This window comes from Occallatibacter sp., assembly GCF_036502485.1.
Taxonomy (GTDB): Bacteria; Acidobacteriota; Terriglobia; order Terriglobales; family Acidobacteriaceae; genus Telmatobacter.
Genome location: NZ_DASXYM010000123.1, coordinates 1 through 19,869 on the forward strand (window position 1 = coordinate 1; position 19,869 = coordinate 19,869).

19 protein-coding genes are annotated in these 19,869 nt (G+C 61.3%); 11 read left to right on the forward strand and 8 right to left on the reverse strand.

Annotated features, from left to right (window positions below; translation table 11 throughout):
* From VGL22_RS15995 to VGL22_RS16015, 5 genes are all read right to left on the reverse strand, one after another.
* Positions 1 to 1,190: glycoside hydrolase 5 family protein (locus tag VGL22_RS15995; RefSeq protein WP_465267940.1), on the reverse strand; the 1,190-nt coding region annotated here is incomplete at its 3' end.
* A gap of 46 nt (positions 1,191 to 1,236) precedes the next feature.
* Positions 1,237 to 3,888 carry a VWA domain-containing protein gene (locus VGL22_RS16000; RefSeq protein WP_465267941.1) on the reverse strand — a complete coding sequence of 884 codons (2,652 nt, stop codon included), beginning with the start codon at positions 3,886 to 3,888 and terminating at the stop codon, positions 1,237 to 1,239.
* 35 nt (positions 3,889 to 3,923) lie between these two features.
* Entirely contained in the window at positions 3,924 to 4,748 is an 825-nt protein-coding gene (kdsA, locus tag VGL22_RS16005; protein ID WP_465267942.1) for a 3-deoxy-8-phosphooctulonate synthase, read from the reverse strand.
* Between the two features lie 189 nt (positions 4,749 to 4,937).
* On the reverse strand, positions 4,938 to 5,354 hold the full coding sequence (locus VGL22_RS16010) for a hypothetical protein (RefSeq protein ID WP_465267943.1): 417 nt from the start codon (positions 5,352 to 5,354) through the stop codon (positions 4,938 to 4,940).
* A 179-nt stretch (positions 5,355 to 5,533) separates the two neighbouring features.
* On the reverse strand, positions 5,534 to 7,195 hold the full coding sequence (locus VGL22_RS16015; RefSeq protein ID WP_465267944.1) for a CTP synthase: 1,662 nt from the start codon (positions 7,193 to 7,195) through the stop codon (positions 5,534 to 5,536).
* Between the two features lie 247 nt (positions 7,196 to 7,442).
* Here VGL22_RS16015 and VGL22_RS16020 point away from each other — a divergent pair, with 247 nt between their 5' ends.
* The 5 genes from VGL22_RS16020 (at position 7,443) to VGL22_RS16040 (ending at position 10,537) form a co-directional block, all read left to right on the forward strand.
* Positions 7,443 to 7,997 (forward strand): hypothetical protein, encoded by a 555-nt coding sequence (locus tag VGL22_RS16020; RefSeq protein WP_465267945.1) that lies wholly within the window; start codon positions 7,443 to 7,445, stop codon positions 7,995 to 7,997.
* 193 nt (positions 7,998 to 8,190) lie between these two features.
* Positions 8,191 to 8,604, forward strand: coding sequence for a hypothetical protein (locus VGL22_RS16025; protein ID WP_465267946.1), 414 nt, complete (start codon positions 8,191 to 8,193; stop codon positions 8,602 to 8,604).
* A gap of 106 nt (positions 8,605 to 8,710) precedes the next feature.
* Positions 8,711 to 9,034 (forward strand): hypothetical protein, encoded by a 324-nt coding sequence (locus VGL22_RS16030; protein ID WP_465267947.1) that lies wholly within the window; start codon positions 8,711 to 8,713, stop codon positions 9,032 to 9,034.
* A gap of 188 nt (positions 9,035 to 9,222) precedes the next feature.
* Positions 9,223 to 9,777 (forward strand): YciE/YciF ferroxidase family protein, encoded by a 555-nt coding sequence (locus VGL22_RS16035; RefSeq protein WP_465267948.1) that lies wholly within the window; start codon positions 9,223 to 9,225, stop codon positions 9,775 to 9,777.
* A gap of 499 nt (positions 9,778 to 10,276) precedes the next feature.
* The gene (locus tag VGL22_RS16040) at positions 10,277 to 10,537 is read left to right on the forward strand and encodes a hypothetical protein (protein WP_465267949.1); all 261 of its coding nucleotides are present in this window, start codon (positions 10,277 to 10,279) and stop codon (positions 10,535 to 10,537) included.
* Positions 10,538 to 10,624: 87 nt separating this feature from the next.
* On the opposite strand, the gene VGL22_RS16045 is transcribed toward VGL22_RS16040, so the two are convergent.
* Complete coding sequence (locus VGL22_RS16045; protein WP_465267950.1) at positions 10,625 to 11,080, reverse strand: response regulator; 456 nt, start codon at positions 11,078 to 11,080, stop codon at positions 10,625 to 10,627.
* Between the two features lie 463 nt (positions 11,081 to 11,543).
* Between VGL22_RS16045 and VGL22_RS16050 the strand changes: the two genes are divergently transcribed.
* Positions 11,544 to 11,750: a hypothetical protein gene (locus VGL22_RS16050; protein WP_465267951.1), complete on the forward strand. Its 207-nt coding sequence runs from the start codon at positions 11,544 to 11,546 to the stop codon at positions 11,748 to 11,750.
* Between the two features lie 298 nt (positions 11,751 to 12,048).
* Here VGL22_RS16050 and VGL22_RS16055 read toward each other — a convergent pair whose 3' ends face one another.
* A complete protein-coding gene (locus tag VGL22_RS16055) occupies positions 12,049 to 12,435 on the reverse strand; it encodes a response regulator (RefSeq protein ID WP_465267952.1) in 387 nt (128 codons plus the stop codon).
* Between the two features lie 663 nt (positions 12,436 to 13,098).
* Here VGL22_RS16055 and VGL22_RS16060 point away from each other — a divergent pair.
* Complete coding sequence (locus VGL22_RS16060; protein WP_465267953.1) at positions 13,099 to 14,121, forward strand: hypothetical protein; 1,023 nt, start codon at positions 13,099 to 13,101, stop codon at positions 14,119 to 14,121.
* A gap of 206 nt (positions 14,122 to 14,327) precedes the next feature.
* Positions 14,328 to 15,632, forward strand: a complete 1,305-nt coding sequence (locus VGL22_RS16065) for a PQQ-dependent sugar dehydrogenase (protein WP_465267954.1) — start codon at positions 14,328 to 14,330, stop codon at positions 15,630 to 15,632.
* Positions 15,633 to 16,146: 514 nt separating this feature from the next.
* On the opposite strand, the gene VGL22_RS16070 is transcribed toward VGL22_RS16065, so the two are convergent.
* Positions 16,147 to 16,893 carry a hypothetical protein gene (locus tag VGL22_RS16070; protein ID WP_465267955.1) on the reverse strand — a complete coding sequence of 249 codons (747 nt, stop codon included), beginning with the start codon at positions 16,891 to 16,893 and terminating at the stop codon, positions 16,147 to 16,149.
* A 36-nt stretch (positions 16,894 to 16,929) separates the two neighbouring features.
* On the opposite strand from VGL22_RS16070, the gene VGL22_RS16075 reads away from it, so the two are divergent.
* From VGL22_RS16075 to VGL22_RS16085, 3 genes are all read left to right on the forward strand, one after another.
* A complete protein-coding gene (locus VGL22_RS16075; protein ID WP_465267956.1) occupies positions 16,930 to 17,250 on the forward strand; it encodes a hypothetical protein in 321 nt (106 codons plus the stop codon).
* A gap of 8 nt (positions 17,251 to 17,258) precedes the next feature.
* Complete coding sequence (locus VGL22_RS16080) at positions 17,259 to 18,188, forward strand: Kdo hydroxylase family protein (RefSeq protein ID WP_465267957.1); 930 nt, start codon at positions 17,259 to 17,261, stop codon at positions 18,186 to 18,188.
* 758 nt (positions 18,189 to 18,946) lie between these two features.
* The coding region (locus VGL22_RS16085; RefSeq protein WP_465267958.1) for a M20/M25/M40 family metallo-hydrolase at positions 18,947 to 19,869 on the forward strand (923 nt) is incomplete at its 3' end.

Sequence of the window (19,869 nt, forward strand, 5' to 3'; positions counted from 1 at the left end):
GGCTTCCAGCCCAACCAGTCGTTGATCCACTTCCAGGTGGCCTGCAGGGTGTGTGTCCGGGGGGCCGCAGGCGGGGCGGCCGTGGGGAACTTTACGGGCTTTCCGCGGTAGGCGCCGGCCAACTGTTTGAATACGCGCCCCTGCTCCTTCACGCGTCCATCGTTGGTCAGCAGACCGAGCGTGTACTCGAGCGGGTTGAACTCGAAGTGGCGATCCACATCATGCGAGTCCCAGTAGCTGAACCAGCTGACTCCCTGCTCGATGGCCGCAGTGACTGCTTTCTCCAGCCACTCCGCCTGGCCTTTCTCCGGCAGCGCCTCGATGCAGGTATTGAATTCGCCCGCCCATACGGGCTTTCGCACATCGCCCGCGTAGCTGCGGATCAGGGCCGCCATTGCCGCCAGCAGTTTCACACTAGGCGGGTCCATGGCCCCGCCATATTGCAGAGCATTGGTCCACCACGGATAGCAATGCATGACCGGAAACCTGGCTGCGGCGAGGGCCTTCTGCGAGAACGTGTCGTCTTCAAACCAGGGATGATGATCGACGCCGTTGACGTGCAGGCCAGCGGGCACAACCTCATTCATGAGCGCGAACATCTTGGCCATCCACGCGTCGCCCGCGGGCTGGGGCGCCTGCCAGCACGTATTCAGCTCGTTGCCGAAGTCAAATCCGATGATGTTGGGGTGCGGCCTCATTACGCGCGCCAGCTCGCGCACAAACAGCTCCTGCGCGGCCCACATTTCCGGCTTTGTGTAGAAGCCGTCGCTGAGCCGGTTGAAGGATGGCAGGAAGTACCAGCCGCTGAGCTGCCCGGTGAAGACTGTCACCAGGGCGTCGAGATGGCGCTCGCCCATCAGCTTAAGCAATTGATCCAGGCGCTCGAGATGCGCGGTGCTCACCCATTTGGGATTGGGCTGAAAAAAGGGCCACACCAGCATGATGCGCAGGTGATCCGCGCCCAGCCCCGCAATGGCGTCGAGATCCCGCGCGATGGAGCCCGCCTCCCAGTCGTTCCAGCAGAACCACCAGTTGCGCGAAGGGGTGTAGTTCACGCCAAACCGATGCCGCGACGTATCGAGAGCGGCGGTGGGCGCCGGTGTATTGGTTGAAGCCGCGGGCCACGCGGAGGCAGTGGCGGAGTACAACGACGCGAGCGTACTGGAAGCGAGAAAGGAACGGCGATCCATAGCGTGTCCACTATAGCTGGCGGGCTCGCCAGCCAGCAGAAGGCGGCTACTTCTTTCCCTTTTCCGGCTTGGCCGCCACATAGCCCCGGCGTGCCTGCACCTCGGTTCCCGGCTCATTCACTTTCACGCGCAGGGCGTGATAGGCACCGTTCTTCCTGGCGTGCTTCAGAGAAATCTCCAGCAAATACAGGTAGTCCGGAGGCGCCGCCAGGTTCTGAAGTCCGCCTTGCAGATCGTTGTTATTGTGAAAAAACGTTCCCCCGGTGCCTTCCGCCATCTCTGCCATCACATTTTCGCTGGACTCCATCGAGGAGAGACGATCCTGCGAAAGGGACCCATTCATCTGGCTAACGGCCACGCCGCTGCCACCTTCGCTGGCACTCACATTGCCCACGTACAAGCCCCGCGCATCGAGCGCATTGATCACGACGCTGGCTGCCGCAGCCTGGTTGAAAACGAGCGACTTGAAGCCCATTGCGTCGGGGGAAATCGCCAGAAATCCTGGCGACACCAGGATCAGCGTTCTCTGCCCCGGCAGCCTGGCCATGGCCTTCACCACGGAGTCAATCGACATCAGCGACATCCGCGCATCTTCTTCGCCCACAGCAAGTGCGTGCGAGGCGGCAGAGGCCGCCATGCGTTCATAGGGACTATTGGCGTTATCAATTCCACTGGAGGGACTCGACGAGGGCGAGAAAGTCTGAATGCCCGAACAGTCCATGGCCTTGCGCACGGCGATCTGGAATTCTTCGGAATCGTGCTTGTTAATGATCCGGTCGGCAGAGAAGTAGTCAACGTCCGGACAATCGTCCTTGCTATGCTGCGTGGACCGGTGAACGGCCAACTTTTTGATGGTTGCCTGCAGGGCCGCCCGGTCTCGCGTGAATCCCGAGTTCGTCCCCATGAACGACAGCACATCCGCGTATTCTCCATCGGCAAGAGGCTGATCGAGCATCTTGATCGCGGCATTCTGCGCGTTGGAGAGATCGGAGCTGTCCATGTGCCGGTCATCGAACAAGAAGACTACAAATCGATTCTGTGCAGGGGCCGGCACACCCGCAGGGCTCGCAGACGCACCCACTTGCGGATTTGAAGGTCCGGCTTTCTGTTCGTCGCTGGCCGTCGCCTTTACCACCGTGAATCCGACAATGTCGCACGGTTTGCCGTTATCAAGAACCGTGAAATCGGTCTTGCTGAGGCCACCCAATGCGTGTCCTTTTTTGTCGCGAACCACAACCGGCACCGCCACCTCGGGCACGTCGATGTACAGGGTCGCGCCGGTACCTGGAATGGTCGCGGATGGCGCACCTCCGGCCGCTGGAATTCCACCGGGCTCAAGCGGGGAGGGCGTTGCCTCCGGGTTGGACGTCGTGTTCTCTCCAGGCACGGCCGAAGCCGGCGCCGCGGAACTCGCCGTCTTCTGCGGCGAAGGCGCGGCAGCATCTTCACCGTTTGCTTCGACCGCCGAGGGAGCCGGGATGGAGGCCGGAGCCGTCGGCGGAGTCGATGCGCCAGGGCTGTCCGCCACCATGCGGGTGGTCGAGGCGAAGCGGTGGTAGCCGACAAAGCGGGTCTCGTTCAGCCACTCCGTGGGCGCATCTCCGGTCGCGTTTTCGCCTGCGGTCATGGACCTGGAAAGGGCGATGCTGCGCACCGGGCATACAAATGTGCTGCCGCTGATTTCCACCGCGCCGTACTCGATAAGAATTGCTGCCCGCCGGAACGGCACGCCCCTGGATAAATCGGCGTCCATGGTGATCCGCAAAACGGTTCCATCAGCGGGATTGATCCAGATGGATCCGTGGTAACCCGGCCTGGTGTGGACGATTGACACGTTGGCGCCGGTCACGTTCGGCCTGAGCCCGATGCCCTGGATCTTTCGCGAGCCGCCATCGGGCGTCGCCATCCCGGCGACCTCGGCTTCCCGCCGCAATGTGCTGAGGACTTCATAGTGAGAAGCCGATGCGGGCACCTCATAGCGATACACCGCAACCGCGCCCGTGGTGGTCGATTCCCAATGGCTCCAGCTGATCTTTCCCTGCGCCGTATCGGCCACGATCATGCCGAGCGTGTTGCCGAACTCGCCTCCTGACACCAGGCCGATCCTGGCCTGCCATACGGAGGAAGCCTGCGTCGCCGGCTGATTCTCCCGCTCGCTGCGGACGGAAACTTCGCCGCTCGACGTCCCCGTGAGATGCAGTCCCTGGCGCGTCGGCCAGTCCCCAGGCTTCACCGCCCAGGGCCTGTCATCGTAAAGGTCGATCACCCGCGTGGCCAGAAAGTCTGGCAATCGCGGCATCGCTTGATTCACGTAAGTCCGCGCCGCCTCCAGCATCGCGCGCTGCCGATCGCTGTCGGGGGCCGCCAGGGCCGACTGCTCGCTCTCCGGCGGATCGAGAAATGCCGATTGATCCGCCATGAGCCGCAACGCAACGGCCGTTCCCGAGGCAGGGTCCAGATGCGTCATCAGGCCGGCAAGCTTCGTTGGCGAGAGACGCTCCGTCAGTTCCATGCCCGCGATCTGCTGCATCAGGGACACGTCCGTCTTTTTTGCAGAGGGCTGAGCAGAAAGGAGTTTCTCCAATTGCGCAACGGTCACACGCTTCTGGGCCGCGACGGAAAGCGGCATCCCCGCCAGCAGCGCCAGAACGGCAAGCCCACGCAGGAGAGTAACGCCCCTCGAAGGTGACAACCGCATCGTGCCTGCACTCACGGCGATCATCCATCCACCCACTAGCCTGCCACGGAGGGCGCTGCCGCATGAATCGCCAGCAAGGTCTCGAGCAGCGGCTTCAACAAGTCCAGGCGGAGCGCGTTCGCCCCATCCGACCGGGCGCACTCGGGGTTGTCGTGCACCTCGAGAAACAGCCCGTCGACTCCAGCCGCAACGGCAGCGCGCGCCAGCAACGGAATGAACTGCGGCTGCCCGCCGCTCACGCCGTTGGCTGCGCTGGGCTGCTGCACGCTGTGGGTGCCGTCAAAGACGACGGGCGCCATTGCGCGCATCACGGGCAGCGAGCGGTAATCGACCACGAGCGTGTTGTAGCCGAAGCTGGCTCCGCGTTCGGTGAGGAACACTCGCTCATTGCCCGTCGATCGCACTTTCTCGACCGGATGGGTCATGTCCCACGGCGCCACGAACTGGCCTTTCTTGATGTTTACGGCGCGGCCGGTTTTGCCTGCCGCCACCAGCAGGTCAGTTTGCCGGCAGAGAAACGCCGGTATCTGCAGCACATCGACGGCTTCGGCGGCCACCTCGCAATGCGCCGGTTCGTGCACATCGGTGAGCACGGGCAGACCCGTATCCTGGGCGATGCGCCCCAGAATCCGCGCGCCCTCGACCAGTCCCGGCCCGCGAAAGCTCTTCACGCTGGTGCGATTGGCTTTGTCGTAGCTGGCTTTGAAGATGCAGGGCACGCTCAGGTCCGACGTGATTCTCTGGATCGCATCCGCCATCGACCGGGCATGCTTTTCGGATTCGATCACGCAGGGGCCTGCAATGAGGAAGAGACGGCCGGCGCCCACCTGCACCGGCCCGATTTCAAAAGAGTGGCTCACAGTGAGATTCTAAGGCAGTTCCTTCCCACCGCCTTCCATCAGGGCTCAGGCTGTCCGCTTCCGGGGGGCCTCGAAGGCCTCAGCCTCCAATGCCGCTGGGGATTGCAGGAGTTCTGCCACGATGCGCCGGCTCAATTTTGCAATTCTTCGCTGTGCGATCAGAGACACTCCCGCCGGCAGGGAGGATTTTTAGCGCCGCGCCACCGGGCCGGCAAGATGTCTTTTCGCCGGCTTCGACAGCCAGCTCTGCTCGCCCCACCAGATCGCCACGATCCCGAGGCCTGAAAAGATCAGGTACAGCGTTATTTCGCCTGCTCCGAAATTGAACATCCACTGGGGAAGCCATGGTTTCGAATACCGGCACGTCCAGATCCAGAGGACGATGAGCAACAGAATGCAAATATGAGCCTGGACAAGTTCCCGCGTTGTTCGCCCGCTGTCTGCGATGTAGCGGGCCCATTTCCCGTCACTCCACAGAAGACCGATCACGAGCGTTGTGTAGCCGCCGCAAATGGCAGCGTAGATGGCCCAGGCCTGCTCCATGAAGGGAACGTAGAGAAGCAGAACCACCAATATGGTGACAATGCTCACGATCTCCCGCTTCAATCTGTTCGATCTCCGCGCCATGGCAGTTCAGGCCTTTCCATGGCCGATGCTTGGGCCGCTTGCATCTGGATTTTTGGATCAGGCCATCCTGCCATTTCCCAAGCCGAGGCGAACCGGGCCGCAATCAAGAAACGGCGCGCCGGGAAGGCGCACCGTCTGTTGTCAGGGATGAGGACGTGTTATTGAATGGTCTGCGCCGCGAGTGTACCCTGCTCCTGCCGCGTCGCCCGATTCTTATAGCTGGCGGTGACGAATTCCCGGAAGAGGGGATGCGGCTCCAGCGGCTTCGACTTGAACTCGGGATGGAACTGGCAGCCGAGGAAGTACGGGTGCCCTGGAATCTCGACGATTTCAACGTAGGTCTGATCCGGCGTCGTTCCGCTGATCTGCAGACCCGCGCCGGTCAGCAGGGCCTCGTACTCGCGATTGAACTCGTAGCGATGGCGATGGCGCTCGCTGATCTCCGTCGCGCCGCCGTAAGCTCTGGAGGCCAGCGTGCCTTCCTGCATGATGCAGGTCCAGGCACCCAGGCGCATGGTGCCGCCCATCTCTTCCACGCCCAGCAGTTCGCGCAGTTTGTAGATGACGCGATGCTGGGTGGCGGGGTCAAACTCGCTGGAATTCGCGTCCTTTAATCCGCACACGTTGCGCGCAAACTCGATGCAGGCGGTCTGCATGCCCAGGCAGATGCCGAAATACGGCACCTTCTTCTCCCGCGCGTAGCGGATGGCGTTCAGCATGCCCTCAATACCGCGCTTGCCGAATCCGCCGGGCACCAGGATGCCGTCGTATCCGGCAAGCTGCTCCTGATAGCCACGATCGTCGGGCGTCTGCGACTCCAGGCCCTCCGCCTCAATCCACGTGATGTTGAGCTTGAGGTTCTGCGACATGGCGCCGTGGGTCAGGGCTTCTTTCAGCGACTTGTAGCTGTCCTCGTACTCCACATACTTGCCGACTATGGCGATGTTGACGTCGTCCTTGGGGTGATGCACGCGGTGCGCCAGGTCCTTCCAATCGTTGAGGGCGGCCTCCGGCGCTTCCCTGTGCAGATACTTCAGGATCAGCCCATCCAGCCCTTCGGCGGCAAAGTTGAGCGGCACTTCGTAGATTGAAGGCACCGTGGTCGCCCCGATCACGGCCCGCTCCTCCACGTTGCAGAAGGCGGCAATCTTCTGCCGCATCTCGCGGCTCAGGTTGCGGTCACTGCGGCACAGCAGCACATCGGCCTGGATCCCGATGGACAGCAGCTCCTTGACGGAGTGCTGCGTGGGTTTGGTCTTCAGCTCCTGCGCGGCGGCGATCCACGGGACCAGGGTGAGGTGGACGAACACCGTATTCTCGCGGCCGAGTTCCTGCCGCATCTGGCGGATTGCCTCAAGAAACGGCAGCGACTCGATGTCGCCCACGGTCCCGCCGATCTCCACGATGGTCACATCCGCGCCGTTGGCCGAGACCTTCCGCATGGCGTTCTTGATCTCATTGGTCACGTGGGGAATGACCTGGACGGTCTTGCCCAGGTAGTCGCCGCGCCGCTCCTTGAGAATGATCTGCTCGTAAATGCGGCCGGTGGTCAGGTTGTTGTCGCGGGACAAGGGAGCGTGCGTAAACCGCTCGTAATGTCCAAGGTCGAGGTCGGTCTCCGCTCCGTCGTCGGTCACGAAGACCTCGCCGTGCTGAAACGGCGACATGGTTCCGGGATCCACGTTCAGATAGGGATCGAACTTCATCATATTTACGCGGAGGCCGCGGCTCTCCAGCAGGCAGCCGATTGATGCCGCCGCGAGACCCTTGCCTAAACTGGACACAACTCCACCCGTCACAAAGACATACTTTGCCGACATCAATGCAACCTCTTGGCCTGAATGTTGGGTTTGGGAATACCTGGTGGGCACAATCAAGTATGACAGAACTCAGGCATGGAAGGGAATAAGGACGCACGGTTACAGGTGCCGGAAATACGGCTCGTTCCCAGTTCGGAACGATGAGCCTGCCTCCTTGTCCTCGGACTGGTAAAAGTGCCTGTTTCAGAACCCACTTACCGCAGCTACGGTGTCGGCATCCCAGGTCCCGAGGTACGGAGGCACTTGTATGTCCAAGAAGATGCTGGTTCTGGCGGTAGTTCTCTGCCTGACCGGGTTGGCCCCGAGGGCGAATGCCCAGAACGATGCCTACACCGCTATTGCCCAGACCGCGCAGACCAACGGTTCGCAACAGGTCCAGTTCAACTTCACCATCACCAAATGGTCCACGCAGGATGACATCAAGCAACTGGGGGCCATCCTGAAAGAAAAAGGGCAGGACGCGCTGCTCGAAGAGCTGCAGAAGCTTGATGCGGGCCGGATCAACAAGATGGGCGATACCGGAAACCAGATTGCGGTGGCGGAGAAATGGCAGGATGGCGACAAGACGGTCATCACCATGATCTCGGCGCGTCGGATGTCGCTGTTTGAGACCAACTCCCGACCGGTTTCGAAGAAGTACCCGCTGGCGTTTTTGCAGGTCACCCTTAATGGCGACGGCGAGGGCGCGGGCAAGCTGGTTTCGCAGGCCAGCGTCAAATACGACAAGAAAGCGGACAGCTTCCGCCTGGAGCCCTATGGCCAGGGAGCGACGCCGGTGAGCAGCGTCAAGCCGCTGAAATGAGTCAGGGTGCAGCTCGTGATCGAGATTGCCGGTGATTGAGATCACTTTCTCAAGGGGCCGCGAGGAACATACTTCCACCTGTATAGATGAAGCGGCCCGTCCGATCTTTCTTCTCCTCGCAATGTGCCGAGCCCGGCCTCAGGCCTCGTATGGCCGCGCGCCGTCATCTTACCTTGTGTAAGGAGAATTCCTTGTGATCCGCACCATTTGTCTTTTTTTGATCGCAGCTTGCGCCACTCTTGCGATCCCGGCCCAGTCCCGTTTCACGCGATCCGCGTACCTGCCCGAAACCACGCCGGAGCGGCTATCGGCTCGCCAGCTCCAGACCCTGGTCTCCACCGCAGCGACCACGGAAGATCATGAGCGCCTTGCCCAGTACTACCAGGCGAAAGCGCTGGAATATCGAGCTGAGGCCGAGATCCATGACGCCATGCTCACCGTCCACCAGGCTAATTCGGTCATGTACAACGACAAGCTGCGCCGCGGCACCATTGAGCACTGCTACTACATGGCCAGATCCCTGAAGCAGCGTGCCGCGCAGGCCGAGCTGCTGGCGCAGCAGCAGGAGGAGATGGCGCAGGCTACACGCGCCAAGAGCGGCCAGTAACGGAGGCAGGAAATGACCTTTTTGCCGGTCCCCGGGCGGGGGGTCATTTCATCCCGCATCGACTTTGCTGCATAATGTTCCTGCGTAATCACACCGGGAGAACTCCATGAAGAAGCCCCACACTCTTTCCGCTTCCCTGCTGGCACTGACACTTACTTTGGGTCCGACGCTGGCCTTTGCCGCCCCTCAATCTTTTGAGGGAACGGTGAGCGACTCCATGTGCGGTAAGAAGCACATGATGCCCGGCAAGTCCGACGCCGACTGCACGAAGGAATGCATCAAGGCGGGCTCGTCCTACGTTCTGCTGTCCGGCGACAAGATTTACACCCTCTCCGGCAAACCCGCGGACCTGGCGGCGTTCGCAGGCAAGCACGTCAAGGTACAGGGCGAGCTCAAACAGAACACCATCGCTGTCAGCTCCATCAAGTAATCAGCTTGCCGAGCCGGGGCCGGGCGCTCAGCCCGGACCTGCCATCCCTTCCTTAAATCCTGGTCCTGATCTGCGGGTTCGAGGCAACCTGCGTGCCCTTCTGCCTTTCTCACCAGATGAGAAGTGGCAACGACGCCCCGCCCGGGCGATAGACGTTTAGAGTGATTCAGCTCGAAAGGAAGTCAGGAATGAAGATATTTTCGGCCCATATTGAAGATCTACGCAGTCTCTATATCAGCAATCTCAAGAAAGCCCTCGACATGGAGCAGCAGATTACGAAATCTCTGCCCAAGTTAATCGAGAACTCCACGGATCCGGAGCTGGCAGACGCATTCCGGATGCATCTGGACGAAACGCAGGGCCACGTGTCGACGGTTGAGAGCATCCTCCGCACTCACATTGGGGAGGCCGCGGCCGAGACCTGCAAGGTGATGGACGGTCTGGCCACCGAGGCGTCTGACACCATTTCCGACGCCACCGAGCCCACCATCCGCGACATCGCCCTGATTGGCGCCGCCCAGCAGGTGGAGCACCACGAGATTGCCGTCTATGGCACCTTACGCCGGTGGGCCGAGATTCTTGGACTTGACGAGGACGCCGCGCTCCTTGAGTCCATTGAAGCCGAAGAGGAGAACGCGGACGCGGTGCTCACCGAGATCGCTGACCGGGTCAACCTAGAAGGCGCCGCGGGCGGCGAATTTGCGGGGACGGACTCCGTTTCACGAACCCGTCCGGCCGCTTAACCTGATCGCCGGCGGAGGTACTGCCGCCCGGCGACCGAGTATTTATCCTGCGACGCGTCCGATGTGGCATCGCCGCACTCGTCAACCTGGCAACCGGGCATCCGCCCTCGGAGGTACGTCTATCGACCATCCTTCGGAGATCAGCCGATCTTGTTGACAACATCGCGTGGCCCCGAGATGAAGGCGTGCTTTCATCCAGGTGATCAGGACCACACCGAGAAAAACCAAACTCCAGCAGGCGAGTCTCCCGCAAAGACTTGCCTGCCGAACCCCAGGGGCGGTGAGAGGAACGCTTACCGCCCTACAAAATACCCTCCCGGCCCCATTTCTGTATGGGCTTTTTCATGCCGGGACCTACTCTCCGGATGCGCCCTCAGCGCGCGATCCCGACAGCAACTCTGTGCTGCAGCTCAGCATCCGAATCCCTATTGGTCGACTTATCTTCTCCCGGGGTCATGTCTTGGGCACCACAGGCGATAGCGGTCTGAATAGATTATCTGTGTCGGATGGCAGACAGAAGAGCCAGCCGCAGCTTTCGGTTGTGCGCACCCCGGCTCCACGGGCCGGCCAGTACGTGCGGATCGGCGGGCGGGAAGAAGTCTTCCTCATTCTGCGGGTGGACAAGACGCGCCATTTAGCCGATCTTTTGCGGCGAGGGGCGGTGCGCAAGGTGGAAGGCGGCGTTCCTCTGGCCCTGTTACGGGTCGTACCCAGCGCCAAAACCGTCGAAGATCTCAGCTCCTGCGAACAGGCGTCCTAGGGGACTCTCAGGAGCGTCATTCTCCCAGACAGGCGGCTGCGCGAGCCTGCAATCGGCCAGTGGAAGTCGACCACACGCCGAGCGAGGCTACGTCTCATATCGACTGCCGCAGGTCGAGAGGAAACGCAGCACGTCCTCCGACAGCAGCGGCTTCGGCAAGAACTCAACAAAGTACCCGTGCCGCCTTGCATCTTCAAGCAGACCTGTCGTGGCGGCGTTGCCCGACATCAGCAGAACCTTGCATTGGGGGAAGTGATCCGCAAAGTAAGAAGTAAGTTCGATTCCGTTCATCCCCGGCATAACCACATCTGAAATCAGTGCGTCGGGGTCGAGCTCAGCTGCCGCTGCGATGGCTGCCTCGGCGTCATAGACCGCGTGGGCGTCGTGTCCCCTGGTTCTGAGAATCAGAGCCAGGGTGTCGGCGATCACTCGCTCGTCGTCCACCACCAAAACCAGAAGACGGATTGGGCCCGAAGACATAAACGTTTCTGAACCAGAAAAGCTTCCAACAACACAATAAACGACCAGAGGCGTGCCGCTCATGCGAGGCGCCTTGCGCTTGCCGGCACCTGGATCCTACTCAAGCCGAACTGTCACAAAGCGAGCGGGCCGGACCACTCGAAGTTGGATGGTGCAACTTAGGTTTTGGTCGAAACCATCCAACTGCAGTTCTCCCCGAGCGCTGTAATTTTGCCCTGACAGACTCCGAATTCGGGTGTAGAGTTAGTTTCACAGCGATACGGCTTCCCGCTACCAGGCCGCTTCTGCCCCGCAGAGGCGGCCTTCACGGCTTAGGTTCACAGGGCTGAGTCACCCGTTTCGCTTGCGACCGCAAAGAACCTCTTTCTTCCTCTTTTTGCGGATTCCTCACGCATTTTGGCAACTCGCGATCGACCTTGCGGGATCGTACGCCCTACACGCAGGTACGTGTGCGTTCTTTTCCCGACAGGCCAGGCAAGAGCGGCCTGCAGATCTCCCACCGATTCCCAGTTCCGGAGTTTCCTCTATGTGGATCCCCTCGGTTCGTGAACGTGTACGAGTTCAAGGCGAAGACGACATTTTTCTGATTGTCGGGGTCGATCACTCACGCAAGCTGGTGGATATGATTTCCACCACGGGCACACGCGCCATGGTCGAAGACGTGCCGTTCGCGTTCCTCGATCTGATCAGGGGACAGGCGCCGCAGGCGCGGAACGAAGCCGCGGCCGACTGACCGGGCATCTCTCTTCTGCACAATTCGCCAAACCCAGTCGCAGGGGCCCGCGAGCCCTATGGAAGTCGCGCGTTCCCCCGGTGGGCGGGACCAGACCTTTTGACGGCGGCGCGGGCCGTGTGCCGCGGAGGAATCTCCGTGATGCAACAACCTGCGATCCGGTCCGCATCTCATCTCTTGTACGCGGAAAGACATAAATTACAGAACGACAAAAGGCGTGGCTTAAAGCCGCGCCTTTTTGCTTGGATTGATCCTATTGCCTGAGTCTCAACTGGCCTTGCCTGACTGCATCGCCCGGCTATGCCACGGGAGCGCAGCTCGCCAGGAACTCCAGGATCTGGCCGGGATGCACCGGCTTGGCGAGAATCATGTGCAGGTGGCCATGCTTCGCGGACTCTTCAAGGAGCGTGCCCGCTGCCGCATTCCCTGAGATGAGCAGCACCTTGCATTCGGGGAACTGGTGTTCGAAGTAGACTGCCAGGTCGACGCCGTTCATGCCGGGCATGACCACGTCAGAGATGACCGCGTTGGGCTGGAACTCGTCGGCCGCTGCGATGGCCTGCTCGGCATCGTACACGGCTCGCGCGGTATAGCCGCGCGTCATGAGAATCATGGCGAGGCTATCGGCGATAACCTTCTCGTCATCGACGACAAGAACACGCAAAGGTTCGGTTTGGAATGTCATGGGCAAGCCGGCCTGGGACCCCTCTGGCGAGTAGCCGTAGGGCTACTATACGCCGGACAGGCTGTGGATGCTACTCACTGAACGGGAGCCCTTGACGCCGACCGTGGGGACGAAGGTGCTGATTCTGCCCGGCCGTCCGCGCGCTTGGGCGCCATAGGCGGATAGGTAGGCGCCTGGCCTTCGCCGTAACCCTTGTTTTTGTAAAGCCGTACTTTGCCGCAGTACATGCACTCCCAAGGAAACAAACCGAAGTGGGGAAGGATGTGCCTTCGGAGCAAGCCGCGCCGCCGTTCGCGACGCAGTGCCTCGGCACCGCAATTTTTGCAGAGCATAGGTAATCCGCCAATCGTGGACATTCAATACAAGAAAACCGAGGCTCTGAACAGGGACAGGCGGACATCGCTTGCGAACTTTGATTCCACCAGAGAACCCTAGAAAGGTGAAGCAGGAGACATTTTAAAAACTAGGAAGTGTCTTGAGTTTAACCGCGTACCGCATGTCGGGCAAGTGCCTATTGTCACTCTTTTGTCATCTCACGGTTACACTCCGGCGTTCGTTGCCCCAGCGCAATGGCGCATCGCGCAGGAATTCCTGTTCTCTTGCGTCCTACCGCCCGCGGACTCACGGCTCGGCCGGGGGTGTTAGCTTAAATCTGACGCCTCAATGAACCGACGTACCCGTAGAACGCTGTTTGTGGTTGCCGCGGTGCTGATTCTTCTGGCTCTGGCGATCTTCCTGCGATCCAAGGCGCCGCCCGAGGCTGCGCGCCTCCTCCCCGAGTCGGACGGCATCGTTTACATGAACCTGCGACCGGTGCGGACCTTTTTCCACAAAACCCTCAAGGCCCCTGCGCGGGTCCCGGAATACCAGCAGTTCATCGACGCGACGGGCATCGACTGGGAGCGTGATCTCGACCAGGCTGCCATCGCTCTGCACCGCATGGACGACCCCAACGGGCCCAATGGAACGGTAGCTTATTCCATGGTGCTGGTGGGCAAGCTCACCGGCCCCAAACTTCGCAGCTGGTTCGAGTCGCACGCCACCGCCCAGGAAAGCTACGGCGGAAAGACCATTTTTTCGATTCCGTCGGACGGCCGAACGGTGCGCGTCTCCCAGATTGGCTATGACATGGTGGCAGTTTCCAACTACCCGACACCGGAAAAGATCCATTCCATCGTCGATCGCCACCGCACGGCGGCGCTGCCTTTCTCCGGGTCAACGCTGCTTTCGCAACACTTTCACGAGGTGCCACTGCTGTCGCTTGCCTGGGGAGTCGGCCAGATCGGCCTGCCTTTTAACGAGAGCGGCGCCATTAACGTGTTCGGGCTGCAGTTGCCGCTGCAGTCAGACTCCACGATCATCGCCAGCGTCTCGCCCGAACTGCCGCTGGCGGGTGCGCTCCGGTTCCGGGTGGAGGAGATTGCGCCCAGCGACGATGCCGCTACCGCCCAGGCCGGGTCACTCAACGTGCTGGTGAGTCTTGCCAAAGGTGCGAGCGCGCCGCTCAGCGACGATGCGGCGAACCGCGGCCTGAAGGACCTGCTCAAGACCGCCGAGATCACCCAGACGCGGAACCGGGTGGTCGTCAAGGCCACGCTGCCGGCCTCTTTCTTTGAGTCGCTGGCCAGCCCACAAAATAATTCAGAAACACAGACAACTCCGCCTGCGCCTAAAGCATCTGACTGATCAGCGGGCTTTTCCCGGCTGCGGTAAGTTCTGCGGTCCGCCTCCCTCCTTTATCTTTCCCACTCTCAATTTTGATCTCACTTTAAGCCGCAATCCTTTTTGCGTGAGCAACTTTCCGCATGGACGCTGGCTGCGCTATCGTCATCAAAGGAGTGAGCCGGGGTTCCCCGGTTCAAAGGCTCACCCATCTCGCGCGAGGTTCTTTCATGCGTCGTATCTGCTGCACGGTTGTCGCTGCCCTTCTCGTCGTTCCGGTTTTCTCACAAGCAGACAAGAAACAGGTTCTGACAGGCCAGAACGCATTCACAGATGCTGCGCACGAAGCGCCGGGCACGCGCCGCCACCTCACTACGGCGGACCTGCCCGGTCCCAAGCCGGATGAATCGGTAGACAATGGCGCCGACATGGTTCCCAGGCCCGCGAATGCCTGGCCTCAGGCACCCAAAGGCTTCAAGGTGGATCTTTACGCCAGCAACCTGGAGAACCCGCGGCTGCTGCGCACCGCTCCGAACGGCGACATCTTCCTGGCCGAGAGCGAAGCCGGCAAGATCATGGTGTTTCGCGGCGTGGACAAGGACGGCCACCCGCGGCAGACCTCGGTGTTTGCCGAGGGGCTGCACCAGCCTTTCGGGATTGCGTTCTACCCCGCCGAGAATCCGAAGTACATCTATATCGGGGACACCGATGCCATTGTGCGCTTCCCCTACCAGAGCGGCGATCTGAAGGCAGCGGGCAAGATGGAGCAACTGGCGGAGTTGCCCGGCGGCGGACGCCTGCGCGGCGGCGGCCACTGGACGCGCGACCTGGTCTTCTCCAAGGACGGCACGAAGCTGTTTGCGTCCGTCGGGTCGCACTCCAACGTGGACGATCCCGACACGCATCCCGAGGAGAAGGACCGGGCCGACGTGCTCGAGTTCACTCCCGAGGGCAAGCAGGTGAAGGTGTACGCATCCGGCATCCGCAACTGCGTGGGCGAGGCCATCAACCCGACCACGGGGCAGCTGTGGTGCTCGACCAACGAGCGCGACGCCCTGGGTAACAACCTGGTACCCGATTATGTGACGCACGTGGAGGAGGGCGGCTTCTACGGATGGCCCTGGTACTACATGGGCACGCATGGTGGCGTGCAGGACCCGCGGCACAAGGGCAAGCACCCGGAATTGCAGTCGAAGGTGATCACGCCGGATGTGCTGGTGAATCCGCACTTCGCCTCGCTGGAGATGACCTTCTACGAGGGCTCGCAGTTCCCGGCGGAGTTCAAGGGCGACGGCTTTGCCGCCGAGCACGGCTCCTGGAACCGCAAGCTGCGTACGGGGTATGAAGTTGTCCGGATCCCGATGAAGAACGGCAAGGCGACGGGCGAGTACGAGGACTTTCTGACCGGCTTCACGGTGGGGGACGGCGGCGTATGGGGCCGGCCGGTGGGCGTGACGGTGGCTGAGGATGGATCGCTGTTTGTGTCGGACGACGGTTCGCGGTCGATCTGGCATGTGACATATACGGGCAAGTAAGAGATACGGGCAACGACAGGCAACCGGCATTAAGAACCAGGCGGGACCGGTTCGGTAGTCTGAAGCGGATGCGTCGTCGCCGGCTCGGCTTATCGCTTGTCCTGATTGCGGCCACTGTGGTGGCGGGCGCGGAGCCCCTAGAGTAACGGAGTAGTAATCTATATCCCTGAAAAACTCTTTAGTAACATAGGCGAATCAATAGTAACCAAAGCGTAGATTTGGTGAATCCAGGATTTGCGTCTTCCTGCAAGTGCTGTGCTGCCAACGCCGATGCGAATTTTTGTCAAGCCCCTCTGTGGGAAACTTTTTTGGTAATTCATTAATTTTGTGGTTAACAGCGAGGAGTGCGAGGGGTTCTGGTTTTGCAATGCTCGGGAGTGGGTAAGGCAATTTTGCGACACAGAATCCCTATCGCCGCTGGCCGAGCGGCAGGAGACAAGTATCGGCGACCTGAAGAGCGCCGGCTGTGCGCGCCGTCACAGGGGTTCCTGGCACGTGCGGGGAGGCCGGATTCTCAGCTTTTGCGGCGGTAGTGTATCTGGAAGTCGTAGCCCTGGTTGGCGGGGAAGAGGGCATTGACGGCGCGCAGCCGTTCGGCGAGGGCGGGGGCGGCGAGCAGCGGATACTCGCGCTCGCGCAGATCGTGATAGTCGAAGTCGACGGCCAGGGAGAGCATGTAGATGGCCAGCGCATCGGAGAATGCCGATTCGATGTAGAGGTTGCGGGCGCGCTCATCGACGGCGCGGCCGTTGCGGGAGTCGAGCACGCGGCGGCGGGTTTCCCAGGCGTCCTGGCTGGTTTCGCCGCGGACCTGGGCTTGTGCCTGCGACCAGGCGAGGGCGCCAAAGCTCTCCGGAACGCCGGCGGCCTCCACAAAGTTGTGGGCTACGTTGATGAAGAACTCGAAGGCGAGGCCGAAGCGGTCTTCGACCAGGCGGGTGGAGAGGAAGACTGCCTCCATCGAGCCGAAGGTTGCGTTGCGGTGGCACACGGCGCGGTCGCCGAGGTCCACGGTGTAGCCGGGGGCGATCATGGTGTCGCCGGTGTCGGCGATGGCGAGGGGGACGAAGTAGTAGGCGCGGCGCGTGAGGGCGGGGGCGAGGGTTTCAGGAACCGCGGCGACCAGCCGCTCCAGATCCGCGTCGGTGATGCGGGTCTCTCCCCAGGCGGCGTAACGAATACCGTTGGGAGCAACGGCCACTTCGGCCTGGGTGGCCACCTTCTCGGCGTGCCAAAGTTCAAGCTGTGCGCTGGATGCCATCGAATAGGTATTCTAGACGACAGGGGTTCCCCTCGAATGACGCAATCTGCACATATCGCATCAAGTCAGGCCGGGCGCCCGGCGGGAGCGCAGGGTGGAAAGATTTTCGGCTTCCCTCTGCGGGGCTTTGGATTGTTCTCAAGCCTGTTGCTCACGTTTGCCGCTTCGCTGTTCACATTCTGCATCACGACCATGGTGGCGATCTTCGGCCTGCTGTTTTATCGCATGAACGGGCACCCGGCGGTGGATATGGCGATTGCCTATCGCGATTTTGGCCTGCCCGCGAGCCTGGTGGTGCTGGTGATCGCGCTGCCGTTCTTCCTCACGCTCTGGATCAGGGCGAAGATCATCGGTTAGAGGCCAGGATGCCCGTACACGCTATTGCCAAGGAAGCCGCGCTGAACGCAGCCAAAGACGGGGACGCTGAGAAGCTGCGAACCTGGGCCGCGCAGCTTGAGGCCGGGGGCGTGCTTTATTTTCCCCAGACGCCGGTGCCGATTCCGATTGCCGATCTTGGGGTGCTGCTGGGGCAGAAGCAGAAGCACAGCAGCCTGCACAAGAACATTGCGTACAAACCTAATCGCGACGAGCTGACGGGTGTGGATGCGAAGTCTTCGCCGGCCGAAGCGGTGGAGCAGTTGCACGCGATCATGCGGCGCTATTCGAAGAGCGTGGAGAATTTTCTGGGCGAATTTCTAGCGCCTTACCAGCGGCGCTGGGTGCTGGACTACGCGAGCTATCGTCCGATTGAAGAGCAGGGGCGGGACCTTTCGACGCGCAAGCGCAACGACCTGCTGCACACCGATGCGTTCCCGACGCGGCCCACGAAGGGCTGGCGGATCCTGCGTTTCTTTCACAACATCCATCCCACGCGCACGCGGGACTGGGTGACGGGCGATGCCTTTCCCAAGGTGGTGGGCAACTTTACGCCCGGCAAGCTGGCGCTTCCGCGCCCGGACGGGGCTCTGGCGAAGGCGGGGAAGGGTCTGGCTTCGGCTACAGGACTTGGGGGGCTGGTGCCGCAGTGGAAGCGCACGCCTTATGACGAGTTCATGATGCAGTTGCACAATGCCATGAAAGAGGATTCGGAGTTTCAGGGCGTGTGCACGAAGGAGTATTTCCAGTTTGCGCCGGGGTCGAGCTGGATGGTGTACACGGAGACGGTGCCGCATGCGGTGCTGGCGGGGCAGTATGCGCTGGAGCAGACGTTTCTGGTAGATCCGGCGGCGATGGTGGAGCCGGAACTGGCGCCGGTGCGGGTGCTGGAGAAGCTGGCGGGGGCGAGGCTGGCTTAGGGAGCTTCTAGCTACTAGCTACTAGCTTCTAGCTTCTAGCTGCTAGCTGCTAGCTTCTAGCTCACACATTCTGAGCAGTTTATCGATCAACCTGAACCGGCGGCGGAAAATAGGCCGGCCTTTGTGGCAAGTCGACTATGGCAGGGGCTAAAGCCCGCGAATTTTTATGGGGCCTTTTCGGCCCGGCTGAAGCCGTGCCCTTGTTACAAAGCGCTCTTATCTCAGTTTGTTCGCAAGCTGTAAAGCTCAAAGATTGGCACGTGAGCAGTTGATCGGCGGCTGAAGCCGTGCCCTTGTTACAAGGCGCTCTTATCCCAGTTTGTTCGCAAGCTGTAAAGCTCAAAGATTGGCAAGTGAGCAGCTTGTCGGCCGGCTGAAGTCCGGCCCTTGTTACTAAGCGCTCTTATCCCAGTTTTGTTCGCAAGCTGTAAAGCTCAAAGATTGGCACGTGAGCAGTTGATCGGCGGCTGAAGCCGTGCCCTTGTTACAAAGCCTGGTGAGACTGAGAGTCCGGCCCTTGTGACAAAGCCTGGTGAGATTGAGAGTCCGGCCCTTGTGACAAAGCCTGGTGAGATTGAGTGTTTCCGCATCCAGTAAAGGCCAAAGAGCAAAAATGAGCAGCCCATCGGGCCGAGTGAAGTCGCGCGCCGGTTTTGAAGCTCGTTGTTCAGATTTGCACGCGAGCTGTGGGGTGGCCCCGGCTGTCACGCGGCTCATGCCCTAGAATCGGGGCATTCTGTTTGTGTCGAGGTGAGTGGATGGCGCTGCAACGTTCCGGGACAGGTTCTACCGGGGTTGAAACGGGTGTGCCCATGCGGGCGCTGCTGGCGGGGGCGCGCGACAAGGAAGCGGCGCTGGTGGAGCTGATCCAGAAGCTGGTGCGGGTCGAGTCGCCATCGGACGACAAAGCCGCGGTGGATGCCTGCGGCGCGGTGGTGAGGGAGCAGGCGCAAGGGCTTGGCGGGCGGGTGAAGGTGCACCGGCAGAGGGCGTTTGGGGACGTGCTTGAGATGCGGTTCGGCCCACGGAAGCGGGCGGCGGGCGACCGGGTGATGCTGCTGGGGCACATCGACACGGTGTGGCCGGTGGGCACGCTGAAGACGATGCCGTGCCGGGTGGGCGACGGGCGGCTGTGGGGCCCGGGCACGCTGGACATGAAGGCGGGCGTGGCGATGGCGTTTACGGCGATCGAGATGCTGACGGAGGCGGGGCTGCTGGACCGCGAGGTGGTGGTGCTGCTGAACAGCGATGAGGAGGTGGGCAGCCCCGTGTCGCGGCCCATTACCGAGAAGCTGGCGGAGGAGTGCAGCGGGGTGTACGTGCTGGAGCCGGCGCAGGGGCTGGCCTATAAGACGGCGCGCAAGGGGACGGGCAACTGGCGGATGGAGATCAAGGGCGTGGCGGCGCATGCGGGGGTCGACTTTGAGAAGGGCGCGAGCGCGCTGCGGGAACTGGCCCGGGCGATTGAGACAGTGAGCGGATGGACCGATTTGAAGCGCGGGCTCACGGTGAGCGTGGGGCTGGCGGGCGGCGGCTCGAAGACGAATGTGATTCCGGCGGAGGCGTGGGCGGAGGTGGACGGGCGCATCGCGCGCATCGCGGATGGGGCACGCATCGAAAAGAAGTTTGCGGGGCTCAAGGCTTTGGACAAGCGTTGCAAGATCACGGTGACGGGGGGCAT

Coding starts and splice junctions, on each gene's coding strand:
- VGL22_RS16000 (WP_465267941.1), bottom strand. CDS start 3,888: ATGCGGTTGTCACCTTCGAGGGGCGTTACTCTCCTGCGTGGGCTTGCC.
- VGL22_RS16015 (WP_465267944.1), bottom strand. CDS start 7,195: ATGTCGGCAAAGTATGTCTTTGTGACGGGTGGAGTTGTGTCCAGTTTA.
- VGL22_RS16020 (WP_465267945.1), top strand. CDS start 7,443: ATGTCCAAGAAGATGCTGGTTCTGGCGGTAGTTCTCTGCCTGACCGGG.
- VGL22_RS16030 (WP_465267947.1), top strand. CDS start 8,711: ATGAAGAAGCCCCACACTCTTTCCGCTTCCCTGCTGGCACTGACACTT.
- VGL22_RS16035 (WP_465267948.1), top strand. CDS start 9,223: ATGAAGATATTTTCGGCCCATATTGAAGATCTACGCAGTCTCTATATC.
- VGL22_RS16045 (WP_465267950.1), bottom strand. CDS start 11,080: ATGAGCGGCACGCCTCTGGTCGTTTATTGTGTTGTTGGAAGCTTTTCT.
- VGL22_RS16050 (WP_465267951.1), top strand. CDS start 11,544: ATGTGGATCCCCTCGGTTCGTGAACGTGTACGAGTTCAAGGCGAAGAC.
- VGL22_RS16055 (WP_465267952.1), bottom strand. CDS start 12,435: ATGACATTCCAAACCGAACCTTTGCGTGTTCTTGTCGTCGATGACGAG.
- VGL22_RS16060 (WP_465267953.1), top strand. CDS start 13,099: ATGAACCGACGTACCCGTAGAACGCTGTTTGTGGTTGCCGCGGTGCTG.
- VGL22_RS16065 (WP_465267954.1), top strand. CDS start 14,328: ATGCGTCGTATCTGCTGCACGGTTGTCGCTGCCCTTCTCGTCGTTCCG.
- VGL22_RS16070 (WP_465267955.1), bottom strand. CDS start 16,893: ATGGCATCCAGCGCACAGCTTGAACTTTGGCACGCCGAGAAGGTGGCC.
- VGL22_RS16075 (WP_465267956.1), top strand. CDS start 16,930: ATGACGCAATCTGCACATATCGCATCAAGTCAGGCCGGGCGCCCGGCG.
- VGL22_RS16080 (WP_465267957.1), top strand. CDS start 17,259: ATGCCCGTACACGCTATTGCCAAGGAAGCCGCGCTGAACGCAGCCAAA.